Origin of the sequence: Luteimonas salinisoli (assembly GCF_013425525.1) — a bacterium.
In the GTDB taxonomy this organism is placed as follows: domain Bacteria; phylum Pseudomonadota; class Gammaproteobacteria; order Xanthomonadales; family Xanthomonadaceae; genus Luteimonas; species Luteimonas salinisoli.
The window spans coordinates 1-14,852 of record NZ_JACCKA010000057.1 but is presented as its reverse complement, the minus strand read 5'-3'; the positions used below and the strand labels follow the sequence as shown (position 1 = coordinate 14,852).

At 71.6% G+C, this 14,852-nt stretch carries 12 protein-coding genes; 8 read left to right on the top strand and 4 right to left on the bottom strand.

Annotated features, from left to right (window positions below; genetic code table 11):
• Positions 1–124: 124 nt before the first annotated feature.
• Positions 125–1,576 carry a two-component system sensor histidine kinase CreC gene (gene creC / locus H0E84_RS09355; RefSeq protein WP_180678382.1) on the bottom strand — a complete coding sequence of 484 codons (1,452 nt, stop codon included), beginning with the start codon at positions 1,574–1,576 and terminating at the stop codon, positions 125–127.
• Positions 1,577–1,578: 2 nt separating this feature from the next.
• On the bottom strand, positions 1,579–2,253 hold the full coding sequence (creB, locus tag H0E84_RS09350; protein WP_180678381.1) for a two-component system response regulator CreB: 675 nt from the start codon (positions 2,251–2,253) through the stop codon (positions 1,579–1,581).
• A gap of 171 nt (positions 2,254–2,424) precedes the next feature.
• Between creB and H0E84_RS09345 the strand changes: the two genes are divergently transcribed.
• From H0E84_RS09345 to H0E84_RS09310, 8 genes are all read left to right on the top strand, one after another.
• Positions 2,425–3,282, top strand: a complete 858-nt coding sequence (locus H0E84_RS09345; RefSeq protein ID WP_180678380.1) for a 23S rRNA (adenine(2030)-N(6))-methyltransferase RlmJ — start codon at positions 2,425–2,427, stop codon at positions 3,280–3,282.
• A gap of 128 nt (positions 3,283–3,410) precedes the next feature.
• Positions 3,411–3,944: a GNAT family N-acetyltransferase gene (locus H0E84_RS09340; protein WP_180678379.1), complete on the top strand. Its 534-nt coding sequence runs from the start codon at positions 3,411–3,413 to the stop codon at positions 3,942–3,944.
• A gap of 118 nt (positions 3,945–4,062) precedes the next feature.
• Positions 4,063–7,593: a transcription-repair coupling factor gene (gene mfd, locus H0E84_RS09335; RefSeq protein ID WP_180678378.1), complete on the top strand. Its 3,531-nt coding sequence runs from the start codon at positions 4,063–4,065 to the stop codon at positions 7,591–7,593.
• A gap of 277 nt (positions 7,594–7,870) precedes the next feature.
• On the top strand, positions 7,871–9,526 hold the full coding sequence (locus H0E84_RS09330) for a Na/Pi cotransporter family protein (protein WP_180678377.1): 1,656 nt from the start codon (positions 7,871–7,873) through the stop codon (positions 9,524–9,526).
• A gap of 82 nt (positions 9,527–9,608) precedes the next feature.
• Complete coding sequence (locus H0E84_RS09325; protein ID WP_180678376.1) at positions 9,609–9,977, top strand: DUF1304 domain-containing protein; 369 nt, start codon at positions 9,609–9,611, stop codon at positions 9,975–9,977.
• A gap of 67 nt (positions 9,978–10,044) precedes the next feature.
• Positions 10,045–10,569: a SixA phosphatase family protein gene (locus H0E84_RS09320; protein WP_180678375.1), complete on the top strand. Its 525-nt coding sequence runs from the start codon at positions 10,045–10,047 to the stop codon at positions 10,567–10,569.
• A gap of 186 nt (positions 10,570–10,755) precedes the next feature.
• A complete protein-coding gene (locus H0E84_RS09315; protein WP_180678374.1) occupies positions 10,756–11,220 on the top strand; it encodes a hypothetical protein in 465 nt (154 codons plus the stop codon).
• A 258-nt stretch (positions 11,221–11,478) separates the two neighbouring features.
• Positions 11,479–12,363, top strand: a complete 885-nt coding sequence (locus tag H0E84_RS09310; protein WP_180678373.1) for an MBL fold metallo-hydrolase — start codon at positions 11,479–11,481, stop codon at positions 12,361–12,363.
• A gap of 92 nt (positions 12,364–12,455) precedes the next feature.
• Here H0E84_RS09310 and H0E84_RS09305 read toward each other — a convergent pair whose 3' ends face one another.
• Both H0E84_RS09305 and H0E84_RS09300 read right to left on the bottom strand, forming a co-directional pair.
• On the bottom strand, positions 12,456–13,316 hold the full coding sequence (locus tag H0E84_RS09305) for a pirin family protein (RefSeq protein ID WP_180678372.1): 861 nt from the start codon (positions 13,314–13,316) through the stop codon (positions 12,456–12,458).
• 186 nt (positions 13,317–13,502) lie between these two features.
• A complete protein-coding gene (locus H0E84_RS09300; protein WP_180678155.1) occupies positions 13,503–14,717 on the bottom strand; it encodes an IS4 family transposase in 1,215 nt (404 codons plus the stop codon).
• Between the last annotated feature and the right edge of the window lie 135 nt (positions 14,718–14,852).

Sequence of the window (14,852 nt, the reverse complement as noted above, 5' to 3'; positions counted from 1 at the left end):
GGCGCGGACGCCTCGCAGCTCCGCCGCTTCCGCGAAGGAGCTCGCCCCTCGCGTCGGAGACGGCCGCCCTCGCTTTCGAAGCCTCGGCGCTTCCGGGCAGGAGGCCGGGCCGCGGCGCGACCGCTCAGGCGCCGCGCGCGGCGGGCAGCTCCACCGTGGCCACCGCACCGCCGCCGTCGCGGTTGTCCAGGCGCGCGCTGCCGCCGTGCAGCTGCGCCACCTCGGCCACGAAGGCCAGGCCGATGCCGCTGCTGCGGTCGCCGCCCTGCGGGCGCGGCAGCGAGTAGAAGCGCTCGAACACCCGATCGCGGGCATAGTCCGGCACGCCCGGTCCGCGGTCGGCGATCGCGATGCGCAGCCGGTCGCCACCACCGTGCACCGTCGTCTCGATCGCGCTCCCGGCCGGCGCGAAATCGATGGCGTTGTCGAGCAGGTTGACCAGCAGCTGCCGCAGCAGGAAAGGGTCGCCCCGCACCGTGCCGACCGCGGCGTCGGCCTCGCGCGCCAGGCGCAGCCCGCGCTCCTGCGCCCGTGCCTCCACCTGTTCCCAGGCCTCGTCCAGCAGTGCGACGGGATCGACCGGCTGCGGGTGCTCGATGCGCTGGCGATGCTCGACCGCGGCCAGTCCCAGCAGGCGGTCGATGGTCTGCGCCATGCGCCCGGCCTGCGCGGCGATGCTGGCGGCGAAGCGCGCGCGGTCCTCGTCGGGCAACGGCCGGCCGCCGGGCGGGGCTTCCAGCAGTTCGGCGGCGCCTCGGATCGCGGTCAGCGGGCTCTTCAGCTCGTGGGTCAGCGCATGCACGTACCGCTCGACGTACTGCTTGCCCTCCAGGCGTTCGCGCATGGTCTGCAGGGCGCGGCCGAGGTCGGCGAACTCGCCTGCCGAATCGGGCAGCGCGGCGCGCCGCCCGGCGGTGACCGCGTCCGCGTAGCGGCGCAAGCCGCCGAGCTGGCGCGCCAGCCACCAGGCCGCCAGTACCCCGACCAGCAGCGCCGCGCCCATCAGCACCAGGCCCCAGCGGGTGACGATGGCCTCGCTGCGGGCGATGAACGGCGCGATGGTGCGGTTCGGCTTGGCCACCGTGAGGACCCCGGCGATGCGCTGGCCGTCCATCACCGGCGCGGCCACGTGCATCACCGAAGAGCTGTCGTCTTGCGGATCGTCGCGGGTCGAGCGCGCGCCGTAGCGCCCGCGCAGGGTCAGGTAGACATCGTTCCAGCGCGAGTAGTCGGCGCCGACGTCGCGCCCTTCCGAATCGAACACCACGATGCCGTCGGCGTCCGTGACGTAGATGCGGTAGGTCGCGCTGCGCTTGCGGAACCCCCACACTTCGGCACCGATCTCGCGTTCGCCCAGCGCGTGCACCCCCGCTGCGAAGCGGCCGCTGCCGATGCGCCCGGCGGCGAGGTCGTCCGCGGCCAGCTCCGCCAGCAGGTTGGCGGTGTCCACCAGGCTGTCCTCCATCGCCTGCCGCACTCCGGGCTTGACCTCGCGCACGAACACCTGCGCCAGCAGCAGCGCCGCCAGCGCGACGATCACGAAGTAGCCGAGGAAGATGCGCAGACCGATGCGCATCGTCAGCCGGTCTCCACCGAGTAGCCGATCCCGCGATGGGTGCGCAGCGGGTCGGCGCCGGGTTCGACCGCGCGCAGCTTCGCGCGCAGCGTCTTGACGTGGGTGTCGACGGTGCGTTCGCCGCTCTCTCCGGCGTCGTCCCAGACCCGGTCGAGCAGCTGGGCGCGGCTGAGGATGGCGCCGGGCCGGCGCAGCAGCTCGGCCAGCAGGGCGTATTCGTAGCGGGTCAGATCCAGCAGCCGGCCGTCGAAGCGCACGCGCCGCGCCTCGCGGTCCAGCTCGAAGCGGCCGTGGCGCTGCGGCGCCGCGTCCGGCGCGGCGTGCCGGCGCAGGCGCGCGCGCACGCGCGCCACCAGCTCGCGCGGCGAGAACGGCTTGGCGACGTAGTCGTCTGCGCCGATCTCCAGCCCGAGCACGCGGTCGACCTCGTCGTTGCGGGCGGTCAGGAACAGCACCGGCACCGCGCTGAAGCCGCGCAGTTCGCGGCAGATGTCGAAGCCGCTGGCGTCGGGCAGGCCGACGTCCAGGATCACCAGGTCGATGCCGCCCTCGCGCAGGCGCCGCAGGCCGTCGTGGCCTAGCAGCCGGTGCTCCACCGCCAGGCCTTCGGCGCGCAGCGCGTAGGCGACGGTCTCGGCGATGGCGGGTTCGTCCTCGACCAGGAGGATGGTGGGCATGGGGCGGGCTCGGGATCGGGGGTTCGTGATTGGTGATTCGATTGGTGGCTGGGTGCTGGTGGCTGGGGGTGACGAGATTTCTGGCCGATGGTTGGGTGCCCGGCGGCGGGACGGGACGGCGGGAGCGGAGAGGATACGGTCTTTGCGGGCGCGGCCGGCTACCCTGTGGCGATGAACTACCGCCATGCCTTCCATGCCGGCAACCATGCCGACGTGCTCAAGCACGTCGTGCTGCTGGCGCTGTGCGATGCCCTGACCGCCAAGCCGGCGCCCTGCTTCGCCCTGGACACCCACGCCGGGCGTGGGCTGTACCGGCTCGACGATGCCGAGGCCGCGCGCACCGGCGAGGCCGGCGACGGCATCGCCCGGCTGCTGGCCGCGCCGGTGCGCGAGCCGGCGGTCGCGCGCTACCTCGCGGCGGTCGAGGCCTGCCGGAAGGTGCATGGCGCCAGCGCCTACCCGGGATCGCCCTGGCTGCTGGCGCATGCGCTGCGCGCCCAGGACCGCATCGCCTGCTGCGAACTGCAGCCCGGCGAGGCCGATCCGCTGCGCGCCGCGTTCCGCGACGATCCGCGGGTGGCGGTGCATCTGCGCGACGGCTACGGCGCAGTGCGCGCGCTGCTGCCGCCGCGCGCCGGCGACATCCGCTACGCGCGCGGCCTGGTGCTGCTCGACCCGCCCTACGAGCGCCAGCTGGAGGAATTCGCGCCCGCGCTGGCGGCGCTGCGCGAAGGCCTGGGGCGCTGGCCGCAGGCCTGCTGGGCGCTGTGGTATCCGGTCAAGCAGCGCCGCGCGCTGGCGCCGTTCCAGCGTGCCGCCGCGGCGCTGCCGGCACGCTCGGCGCTGCTGTGCGAGCTGCTGGTCCACGCCGACGATTCGCCGCTGCGGATGAACGGCAGCGGCCTGCTGCTGCTCAATCCGCCCTGGCGGCTGGACGCCGCGCTGGGCCCGGCGCTGCAGGCGTTGCGCGAGCGGCTCGGCGAACCCGGCGCGGAAATTCGCCTGGAATGGCTGCGCCGGCCGGCGTGACGCCCCCGGGCCGTGCCGACCGGTTGCCCGCGCGCGCGCCGCTGCCACGCCGTCGTGATGCGGGCATCACATCCGCCCGTTCATCTTGTAGAGCACGACTTCACTCCCTGCATGGCAGCATCGCAAGCATGGCCGCTCGCAACCGCCTCCCCCCGTGGCATGACCAGATCCGCCTCGCCAATGGCCGCGAACTGCTCATCCGGCCGATCCGGCCGGACGACGCGGTGCCGCTGCGGGCCGGCTTCAGCCTGCTCAAGCCCGACGAGGTCCGCCACCGGTTCCAGCACTCGATGAAGGAACTGACCCAGGAGAACGCCGACCGCCTGACCCGTCCCGACCCGAAGACCGAGTTCGCCCTGGTAGCGGCCGAGCCTCTGCCCCCGGGCGAGGCGCTGGTCGGCGGGGTGGCGAGGGTGTCGATGGTGGCGGGCTCGGGCGACGCCGAGTTCGCGATCCTGGTCAGCCACTACATCGCCGGGATGGGCGTGGGCCGGCAGCTGATGCTGCGGCTGGTGCGCTGGGCCAAGGGCAAGAAGCTCGAGCGCCTGTGCGGAGACGTGCTGGAGCAGAACCAGCCGATGCTGTCGCTGGCGCGGTCCCTGGGTTTCCGCCAGGAGACCACCGAAACGCCCGGCCTGGTACGGGTGACGCTGGACCTGTAGCGCCACGGACCCGCCTCGCCGGGCCGCGCGCCGGCCGCCGGCTGCGGCAGCCGCACCGCGATCGCCCGCCGGCACCGGTCGAACCGCACCGCCTTCACCGGCTAGAATTGGCGGTTCGATGACCTCCCCCGATCTTCCCGTCCCCCCGCTGCCCCGCCGCGGCCAGCAGCGTGCCTGGTGGCGTGCCCCGGCCTCGCCCTCGGCGCTGGCCTGGGCGATCCTGCGCGCGGCGCGCGGCCACGACCGGCCACTGCTGGTGGTCGCCCGCGACAACCAGCATGCGCACCAGCTGGAGGGCGACCTGCGGACCCTCGCCGGGGCCGCGAGCGAGCTGCCGGTGCTGCCGTTCCCGGACTGGGAAACCCTGCCCTACGATCGGTTCAGCCCGCACCCGGACATCGTCTCGCAGCGCCTGGCGGCGCTGCACCGGCTGCCGACGCTGGAGCGCGGGATCGTGGTGGTGCCGGTGCAGACGCTGATGCAGCGCCTGCCGCCGCTACGCTACGTGGTCGGCCAGACCTTCGACATGCGCGTCGGCCAGCCGCTGGACCTGGAGGCCGAGAAGCGGCGCCTGGAGGCCGCCGGCTACCGCCACGTGCCGCAAGTGCTCGACCCGGGCGAGTTCGCGGTGCGCGGCGGGCTGCTGGACGTGTACCCGATGGGCGCCGAGGCGCCCTACCGGATCGAGTTGTTCGACCTGGATATCGAGTCGATCCGCAGCTTCGACACCGAGTCGCAGCGCTCGCAGGACAAGGTCGATGCGATCCGCATGCTGCCCGGCCGCGAGGTTCCGCTGGACGAGGCCGCGCGCGAGCGGGCGATGGCCGCGCTGGTCGAGCGTTTCGACATCGACCAGCGCCGCAGCGGTCTGTACCAGGACCTCAAGGCCGGTCTGGCGCCGGCCGGCATCGAGTACTACCTGCCGCTGTTCTTCGAGGCGCCGCGCGCCAGCCTGGCGGAGTCGCCCGGGCGCGAACACGCCGCCACCGCCACCCTGTTCGACTACCTGGCCGAGACCGCCGTGGCGCTGATCGAGGCCGGCGCCCTGGAGGCCGCGGACCACTTCTGGCAGCAGATCGGCGAGCGTCACGAACAGCGCCGCCACGACATCGAGCGCCCGCTGCTGCCGCCCGCGGAACTGTGGCTCCCGCCGGAAGCGCTGCGCGCGCGGCTCAACCGCGACCAGTGCATCGAGGTGGCCGGGGCCGGGCATCCGCAGTTCGGACAGGCGCTGGCGCTGGGCGAGCAGCCTGCGCCGGAGCTGCCGCTGACAGCGCGCGACGCGGCACCGGCCGCGGCGCTGGCATCCTTCCTGGACAGCTACCCCGGGCGGGTGCTGATCGCCGCCGACAGCCCCGGCCGCCGCGAGGCGCTGCTGGAACTGCTGCAGCCGGCGGGGCTGGCACCGACCGTGCTGCCGGACTTCCCCGCCTTTCTCCCTCTCGGGTCTGCGGGAGACGGGACCAGCAGCTTCGCCATCGCCGTCGCCCCGCTCGAGAACGGCTTCGCCCTCGACGCGCCGCCGGTCACGATCCTCACCGAGCGCCAGCTGTTCCCCGAGCGCGCCACCCAGCCGCGTCGCGCGCGCCGCGCCGGGCGCGAGCCGGAGGCGATCGTCCGCGATCTGGGCGAACTGGCCGAGGGCGCGCCGATCGTCCACGAGGATCACGGCGTCGGACGCTACCGCGGGCTGATCGTGCTCGAGGCCGGCGGCACCCCGGGCGAATACCTGGAGATCGAATACGCCAAGGGCGATCGCCTGTACGTGCCGGTGGCGCAACTGCACCTGATCAACCGCTATTCGGGGGCGTCGCCCGAGAGCGCGCCGCTGCACTCGCTGGGCGGCGAGGCCTGGACCAAGGCCAAGCGCAAGGCGGCCGAGAAGGTCCGCGACGTCGCCGCCGAGCTGCTCGAGATCCACGCCAAGCGCATGGCCCGCTCCGGCCTGGCGCTGGACGTCGACCGCGGCATGTACGAGCCTTTCGCCGCGGCGTTCCCGTTCGAGGAAACGCCGGACCAGCACGCCGCGATCGAGGCGGTGATCCGCGACCTCGGCTCCAGCCAGCCGATGGACCGCGTGGTCTGCGGCGACGTCGGGTTCGGCAAGACCGAGGTGGCGGTGCGGGCCGCGTTCGTCGCCGCGGCCGCCGGCCGCCAGGTCGCGGTGCTGGTGCCGACCACCCTGCTGGCCGAACAGCACTACCGCACCATGGCCGACCGCTTCGCCGACTGGCCGATCCGGATCGAGGTGCTCTCGCGCTTCAAGACCCCGAAGGAGATCAAGGCCGAGATCGGCAAGATCGCCGACGGCAGCCTCGATGTCATCGTCGGCACCCACCGGCTGCTGCAGAAGGACGTGAAGTTCAAGGACCTGGGACTGGTGATCGTCGACGAGGAGCAGCGTTTCGGGGTGCGCCAGAAGGAGGCGCTGAAGGCGCTGCGGGCGAACGTGCACCTGCTCACCCTCACCGCCACGCCGATCCCGCGCACCCTCAACATGGCCATGGCCGGCATGCGCGACCTGTCGATCATCGCCACCCCGCCGGCGCATCGCCTGGCGGTGCAGACCTTCATCGCCGCCTGGGACGACAGCCTTCTGCGCGAGGCGTTCCAGCGCGAGCTTTCGCGCGGCGGACAGGCGTACTTCCTGCACAACGACGTCGAGAGCATCGGCCGCATGCAGCGCGAGCTGGAGGCGCTGGTGCCGGACGCGCGCATCGCCATCGCCCACGGGCAGATGCCCGAGCGCGAGCTGGAAAAGGTGATGCTGGATTTCCAGAAACAGCGCTTCAACGTGCTGCTGTGCACGACGATCATCGAGTCCGGCATCGACATCCCCAACGCCAACACCATCGTCATCAACCGCGCCGACCGCTTCGGCCTGGCGCAGCTGCACCAGCTGCGCGGGCGCGTGGGCCGCTCGCACCACCGCGCCTACGCCTACCTGGTCGTGCCGGACCAGCGCGCGATCACCGCCGATGCGCGCAAGCGCCTGGAGGCGATCGCCTCGATGGACGAGCTCGGCGCCGGCTTCACCCTGGCGACCCACGACCTGGAGATCCGCGGCGCCGGCGAGCTGCTGGGCGAGGACCAGAGCGGGCAGATGGCCGAGGTCGGCTTCAGCCTCTACACCGAACTGCTGGAGCGCGCGGTGCGCAGCATCCGCCAGGGCAGGCTGCCCGATGCCGACGAAGCGCCGGACCGCGGCGCCGAGGTCGAACTGCATGCGCCGGCGCTGATCCCCGAGGACTACCTGGCGGACGTGCACACCCGCCTCACCCTGTACAAGCGCATCAGCAGCGCCCGCGACGGCGACGCGCTGCGCGAGTTGCAGGTGGAGATGATCGACCGCTTCGGGCTGCTGCCGCCGGCGGCGAAGCAGCTGTTCGCGGTGGCCGAGCTGAAGCTGCAGGCCACCGCGCTCGGCATCCGCAAGCTCGATCTCGGCCCGGCCGGAGGCAGGGTGCAGTTCGTGGAGAAGCCGAAGGTGGACCCGATGGCGGTGATCCGCCTGATCCAGGGCCAGCCGAAGCACTACCGCATGGACGGGCCCGACCGGCTGCGCATCGCCCTCGACCTGGCCGACCCGGAGGCGCGCATCAAGGCCGCGCGCGGCCTGCTCATCGCCCTGGCGCCGAGTTCCACCTAGCCCCCCGGCGGCGGCGCCCGGCTTTCGCGGCCATGGGCCGTTCCTTCCAGGGCGCCGCCTGCTCGCCGCTCTCGTAGGAGCGCGCCATGCGCGCGAAGACCGGCGCGGGCGGATGTGCCGGGTATCGCCGCCATTCCGCCGGAGCCGCCCGCGAGGAGCGCAGGGCGCATCCCCATGCCTTCCCGGGAAGTGGTCGGCGATGACGCTGGCATCTCCCTGCCATGCCTTTCCGGCCGCCCTGATGTACCGTCTGCCCGCCCGTCCTGTCGTCGCGCCCATGTCCTTCTCCTCCCTCATCACCTTCGCCGGCGGCATCGGCCTGTTCCTGCTCGGCATGCGGCTGATGAGCGACGGGCTGAAGGTCGCGGCGGGGTCGGCGCTGCGCGGGCTGCTGGCGCGGGCCACCGGGTCGCCGCTGCGCGCGCTCGCCTCGGGCGTGCTGATCACCGCGCTGGTGCAGTCCTCGAGCGCGGTGATCTTCGCCACCATCGGCTTCGTCAACGCCGGGCTGCTGACGCTGGGGCAGGCGGTCGGGGTGATCTTCGGCGCAAACCTCGGCACCACCCTGACCTCGTGGATCGTCGCCCTGGTCGGTTTCGACGTCGACCTGCGGGTGCTGGCGATGCCGGCGGTGGCGCTGGGAATGGGCCTGTGGATCGCCGGACGGGGGCGCGGCACGGCGCTGGGGCAGGCGCTGGTGGGGTTCGGCATCTTCTTCCTCGGCCTGGACGTGTTGAAGGGCGCGTTCTCGGCGGTCGGCCCGGACGACCTGTTCGGGCTCGCCGGCCACGGCGGCGAGCGGGCGATGCCGGTCGTCGCCTTCACCGCGATCGGCATCATGCTCACCCTGCTCATGCAGTCCTCCAGCGCGGCGCTGGCGCTCACCCTGACCGCGGCGGCGACCGGCATGCTGCCGCCGCTGGCGGCTGCGGCCATGGTGGTGGGGGCGAACGTCGGCACCACCTCGACGGCGGTGTTCGCCAGCATCGGCGCCACCGCTCCCGCCCAGCGCGCCGCTGCCGCCCACGTGGTCTTCAACCTGGTAGCCGCCGGCGCGGCGCTGGCGCTGCTGCCCTGGATGCTCGGGGCGTCCGCGTTCCTGACCGCGGCGATCGGCCTCGAACAGCAGGTCGCCACCACCCTGGCGGTCTTCCACACCCTGAGCAAGCTGCTCGGCGTGGCCCTGGTCTGGCCGTTCACCGGCGCCCTGGTCGCGATGCTCGAGCGCCGCTTCGGCAGCCGCGAGGCCGATCCCGCGGTACCGCACTTCCTGGACCGCGCGGTCGCGGCCACCCCGCGCCTGGCGGTCGACGCGCTGGCGATGGAGCTGACCCGCATCGGCGCGATCGCCCAGGCCGCGGCGCGCACCGCGCTGGCCGGGACGGGCGACGACGATGCCGCGCTGCTGCGCGAGCAGGGCATCGTCGACCGGCTCGGCGAAGCGGCGATCGATTTCGCGGCCACGGTCAACAGCGGCGGCGATCCGGTCGTCGAGGCCGCACTGCCCGACGCGGTGCGCGTGGCGCAGTATTACCGCTCGATGGCCGAACGCGCCGTCGAGCTGGGCCGGCTGGCGCCGATGGCCGCCCCGCCGGCGGAACTCGCCCCGTCGCTGCATGCCCTCGACGCGGCGGCGCTGGCGGCGCTGGCCGATGCCGACCCTGCCGCCGGGCCTCGCGACGCCAACCACTTGGATCTGTCGATCGACGCGTTCGAAGCCGCCTACCAGCACGCCAAGTCCGAACTGCTGCGTGCGGGCAGCCGCGGCACGCTGCCGTCCACCGCCCTGGTCCGCGCGCTCGACCGCATCAGCATCCTGCGGCGGATCATCGAGCAGGCCGGCAAGGGCGCTCTCTTCATCGCCCATCTGATGCCGCCGCCGGCCTCCGCTGCCGCCGCCCCGGGGCCGCGGCCAGACGTCCCCGTGCCCTGAGCCATCGCGCAGCGCCGCACCCCTCCCACCGCACTGCCCCGCCCTGCTAGGCTTGCGGATCGATTCCGCAACGGGCGACGCCTTGGCCATCACCGCCGCCAACCTGCTGATTGCGCTCGTCGCGCTGCTGCACGTCTGGTTCCTGGTGCTGGAGATGTTCCTGTGGACGCGCCCGCTGGGACGGCGCACGTTCGGCACCACCGCCGAGTTCGCCGCCGCCTCGCGCGTGCTGGCCGCCAACCAGGGGCTGTACAACGGCTTCCTGGCCGCCGGGCTGGCCTGGGGCCTGTGGCTGGGACGCGAGGGCGACGCCGTGAAACTGTTCTTCCTGGCCTGCGTACTGGTGGCCGGCCTGTACGGCGGCGCCACCGTCAGCCGCAGGATCCTGGTCGTCCAGGCGCTGCCGGCGGCGCTCGGCCTGGTCCTGCTGGCATGGACGCGCGTCGGGTGACCTCCGGCCCTTTTTCCCGGGCTCGCGCCTGCGCATGATTCGCCTCCCATCGATCCCGGAGTGCCCGATGCGCGTATCGATTGCGGCCGCGCTGCTGTTCCTGGCCGCCTGCAGCGGCGGAGCCCCGGAGCGGCGTACTGCAACCGCCCCGGATTCCAGCGAAACCACCTTCATCGTCGTGCGCCATGCCGAGAAGGCGGCCGGCGACGTGCGCGACCCGCCCCTGGACGCCAGAGGCGAACGGCGCGCCGCCGCCCTGGCGGGGCAGCTGGCGGCGCTGCCGGTGTCCGCCGTCTACGCCAGCACGACCCGGCGCGCGCGGCAGACCGCGGCGCCCACGGCGGAACGGCACGGGCTGCAGATCCGCGAGTACGATCCGGCCCGACCGGTCTCGGAGTTGGCGACCGTGCTGCATACGCGCCATGCGGGCGCGACGGTGCTGGTGGTGGGCCACAGCAACACCGTCCCGGGGATCGTCGCCGCCCTGTGCGCCTGCCGGGTGGCGCCGCTCGGCGAGGACGACTATGGCGACCTGTACGAGGTGCGGATCGGCGCCGGGGGCCGCGCCGGGTTGCGGCAGCTGGCCTACTGAAGTGCCGAATCGGGGGCGACGCCGGAGCGGCACGAGGCTTGATATCCGGAGCCTCGGCCGGCTCTTCCACCCTGAAAAGTGATGAGCATCACAATTTTTAGTGATGGGCGCCGTTATGGTCGAACTCGGGAGGGCCATGGCGTGGTCGAATGCGCACCGCCACCGGATTCAAGGGGAATGTAGTCCATGAAACGCAACAAACGTCATCTGGCGCCGCTGGCCGCGCTGGCGCTGTTCCTTGCGGCCGCCGTTCCGGCGGCGCAGGCGCAGTCGATCGATTCCTGCCCGCGCCTGCCCGGCGACTCCACGCTGACCTGGACCGAGCGCAGCAGCGACAGCTTCGTGATCTGCCGCGCGGTCGCCGAGGACGGCCGAGAGGTGTTCGGCTTGTACCTGGCAGCGGATTCTCCGTTCCAGCCCCGGCGCGCCAACCGCGAGGAAGCGGGGGTGATCAACGGCCAGGACATCCGCTGGTACCGCAGCGAGGTGGCCGGCGATCCCGACAAGCTGGTCCGCGAGACCCTGCTCGAGCTCGGTCGCGATCGCGTGGTGCACATCTGGCTGCATGCCGAGAACGAGGCCGAGATGCGCCAGAGCATGGGCACGGTGGAGGCGCTGCGCTTCGAGGAAACGCGCTTCAGCAGCAACTGACGCGCGGCGCCGCGGACAGGATCCTCGCACGGCGCGATCCTGCGGACGAGGGACGATCGCGCGGGCGCTCTCGCAGAGCGGCCCATGGCCGCGAAGGCCGCGATAGGCTCCGGCAGGGATGAGGCGGTACCGGCGTTGCCGACCACGCCGGCTTTCGCGTGCATGGCACGCTCCTGCAGGACTCCCGTGGCGGGCCGGGATCGGCTGGATTATGGTTCTGCCCTCCGTCCCGGCGAGAACGCCAACCCCGAGCCCGAGATGAAGATCCACGAACGCCCGGACGCAGTCGTCGCTTCGCTCTACGACCGCAAGACCGGCAGCTTCCAGTATGTCGTTTCCGACCCGCGCACCCGCATGGCCGCGGTGATCGACCCGGTGCTCGACTTCGACGAGAAGACCGCCGCCACTTCCACGGGCAACGCCGACCGCCTTCTCGAGTACATCGCCGGCGAGCGGCTCGACGTGGCCTGGGTACTCGACACCCACCCGCACGCCGATCACTTCTCCGCGGCTCCGTACATGGCGGAGAAGCTCGGCGCGCCCACCGCGATCGGCGCGAAGGTCGTGGAGGTGCAGAAGCTGTGGAAGGACATCTACGGCCTGGAGGATTTCGCCGCCGACGGCAGCCAGTGGGACAGGCTGTTCGCCGATGGCGAGGCCTTCGACATCGGCGGAATTCCAGTGCGGGTGATGTTCTCGCCCGGGCATACCCTGGCGTCCATCAGCTACCTCGCCGGCAGCAGCGCCTTCGTCCACGACACCCTGATGATGCCCGACGCCGGCAGCTCGCGCGCCGACTTCCCGGGCGGCGACGCGCGCCTGCTCTACCGCAGCATCCACGCCCTGCTCGACCTGCCGCCGGACACCGCGCTGTTCGTCGGCCACGACTACGGCAAGGACGGCCGCGAGCCGGCATGCGTGGCGACCGTCGCCGAGCACCGCGCGTCCAACATCCACGTCAGGGACGGTATCGACGAGGCCCACTACGTCGCCACCCGCGAGCAGCGCGATGCCACCCTGCCGCTGCCGACCCTGATGCTCTATGCCCTGCAGGTGAACATCCGCGGCGGCCGCCTGCCCGAACCGGATGCGGCCGGGCGGGTGTACTTCCGCATCCCTGCCAACCGCTTCTCAAAAAAATGAAAAAATGGGGTCAGGTTCAGTTTCCCCCTACGCGGGTTCCGGCGGCGCCGTTCCTCGAGGAAATTGAACCTGACCCCATTTTTCTCCAGCCTCTAGAAACGGCCTTCCTGAAAGTCGACGAAGGCCTGCATCAATTCCTCGCGGGTGTTCATCACGAACGGCCCATGGCGCGCCACCGGCTCGCGTAGCGGACGCCCCGCCACCAGCAGTACCCGGGCCCCGGCGTCGCCTGCCCGCATGGCGAGCAGCTCGCCGCCACCGATCACCGCCAGCTCGGTCGCCGCAAGCGCGCGCGCGTCCGGGCCATCGCCGATCTCCAGCGCCCCCTCGAAGGCGTACACGAATGCGTTGTGGCCTTCGGGCAGCGTGTACGACCAGGACCCACCGGGTACCAGCGCCACGTCCAGGTAGAGCGGCTCGGTGGCCGGCTGGACGATCGCCCCGCGCACCTCGCCGACGCTGCCGGCGATCACCCGGACCGAGACGCCATCGGCCGGCGCCACCACCGGGATCGCCTCCGGCCCGAACTCCTGATAGCGCGGCTCGGACATCTTGTCCCTAGCCGGCAGGTTGACCCACAGCTGGAAGCCGCGCATCAGGCCCTCCTGCTGCTCCGGCATTTCCGAGTGCACCAGGCCGCGCCCGGCGGTCATCCATTGCACGCCGCCGGGCACCAGCAGGCCTTCGTTGCCGTGGTTGTCGCGGTGGCGCATGCGGCCGTCGAGCATGTAGGTGACCGTCTCGAACCCGCGATGCGGATGGTCCGGAAAACCCGCGAGGTAATCCTCGGCCCGGTCGGTGCCGAACTCGTCGAGCAGCAGGAACGGGTCCAGATCGGGCAGCTCGCGGCCGCCGATCACGCGAGTCAGCTTGACGCCTGCGCCGTCGGACGCGGCGCTGCCGCGGACCTTGCGGACGACATGGGCGTGGCGGGGCGGGTCGATGGCGTTCATTGCGGCTCCTGGGGGCGGTCGGCTACTGGATGGGGCCGGGCCGTGGCCGGAACCAGATGCGGCGATGGAACGCAGGGTGCCACCGGAGGAAAAAATGGGGTCAGGTTCAATTTTCCTCGCGAAATGGCGCCGTCTGAGCCTTCGCATGGAGAAAATTGAACCTGACCCTGAGGTTTCCCCGCGTTTTCATGCCCCCAGCACCATCTGGTCGATCACCGCAGGGGGTAGTGATCGTAAGCGATCCAGCCATTGGGAGACGGGCTCCATCGGCCAGCCTCGGACCAAGGCCTCCCGCCCTACGCGCAAGGTCGAGTACAGCTTGCGCTTGGTGCGGATCGGCAATAGCCATTGGGCGATGCCGGTCTTCTCGCATCCCACGCCTGCCAACCAGCTGGCGAAGGCCGCCAACGTGCCGACCAGTAGGAGGATCTGCAGACGGGCGTCACTGCGCGTCAGGCTATCTTCGAAGCCTTGTCCGTACCGGTGCGACTTCAGGTCGCGGAAGGAGCATTCGATCTGCATTCTGCGCGCGTACAGGCTCACCAACTGCCGGGCGCTGGCCTCGGCCAGACTGGGCGAGGCGATGATCAGCCAAGGCTCGCGCTCGCGCGCCGCAGCCTTGCGACTGGACGAGCTGCGTGCCACTTCCGTGCGACGCCGCCGATTGCAGTGCTTGCGGCCTTGCCGCGCCTTGGCGTACACGACCAGACGGCAGGACAGGGGATCGCCGCGATTGGTCTGCATCACCGGCAGCTCCCGCGGCGTTCGAGTGGCCAGCACATGCAGCTGTCGGCAGTCCACCCATTGCTCGATACGATTTTCGACCTCTACTGGCTTGACCTGCGTGCGGCCGCGCAAGCGGCCCACCCAGTCCCAACCTAGCGCCGAGACGGCGCGGAACCAGGGCGTGCGGAAGCCCGCATCGGTGATCAGGACCGGGCGAGCGCCTTCCGGCACCAGTGCACGCAGCCGTTGCAGGAATCGCTTCTCCGCAGCGGGCGAGCCTTGCTTCTTGCCAGGGAACACCATGTCCAGCAGCGTCAGTGTTCGCCCTCCCACCGGCACCGCTGCACGCAACAGGCACCACGACTTGTCGGCCTTCAAATCCGTCCAGTCGATCACGATCACCGGCCGAGGGCTGCGTAGTAGCCAGCGCGCCATATCCGCATGGATCCCTTCGCGTTCGGCGTGCAGGTGCGGGTTGCCCAGCAGCCTGTCGAACGCCTTGAGCGGCGGCCGGACACGCTCGGCACCGGGCCAGGAGCGGGCCACGTCCATCAGCGTCAACCTGCGTCCTTGAAGCACGGCTTCCACGGCGTTTAGCAGAGCATGCTCACGCAGCGCGTGCATCGGCTCCAGTGATTCCGGCAGGCACTTCTGCAATACTCGGCTGGCGCGCATGGTCGTCAGTCCTTCTTTGGCTTAGTCACCTTGAAGACTGCGCCATGCGCGCACTTGTTTCCAGTCAGAGCGCCGCTAAGCGGCTGACCTGACAGAGAAGAACGTGGGGAAACCTCAGAACCTGACCCCATTTTT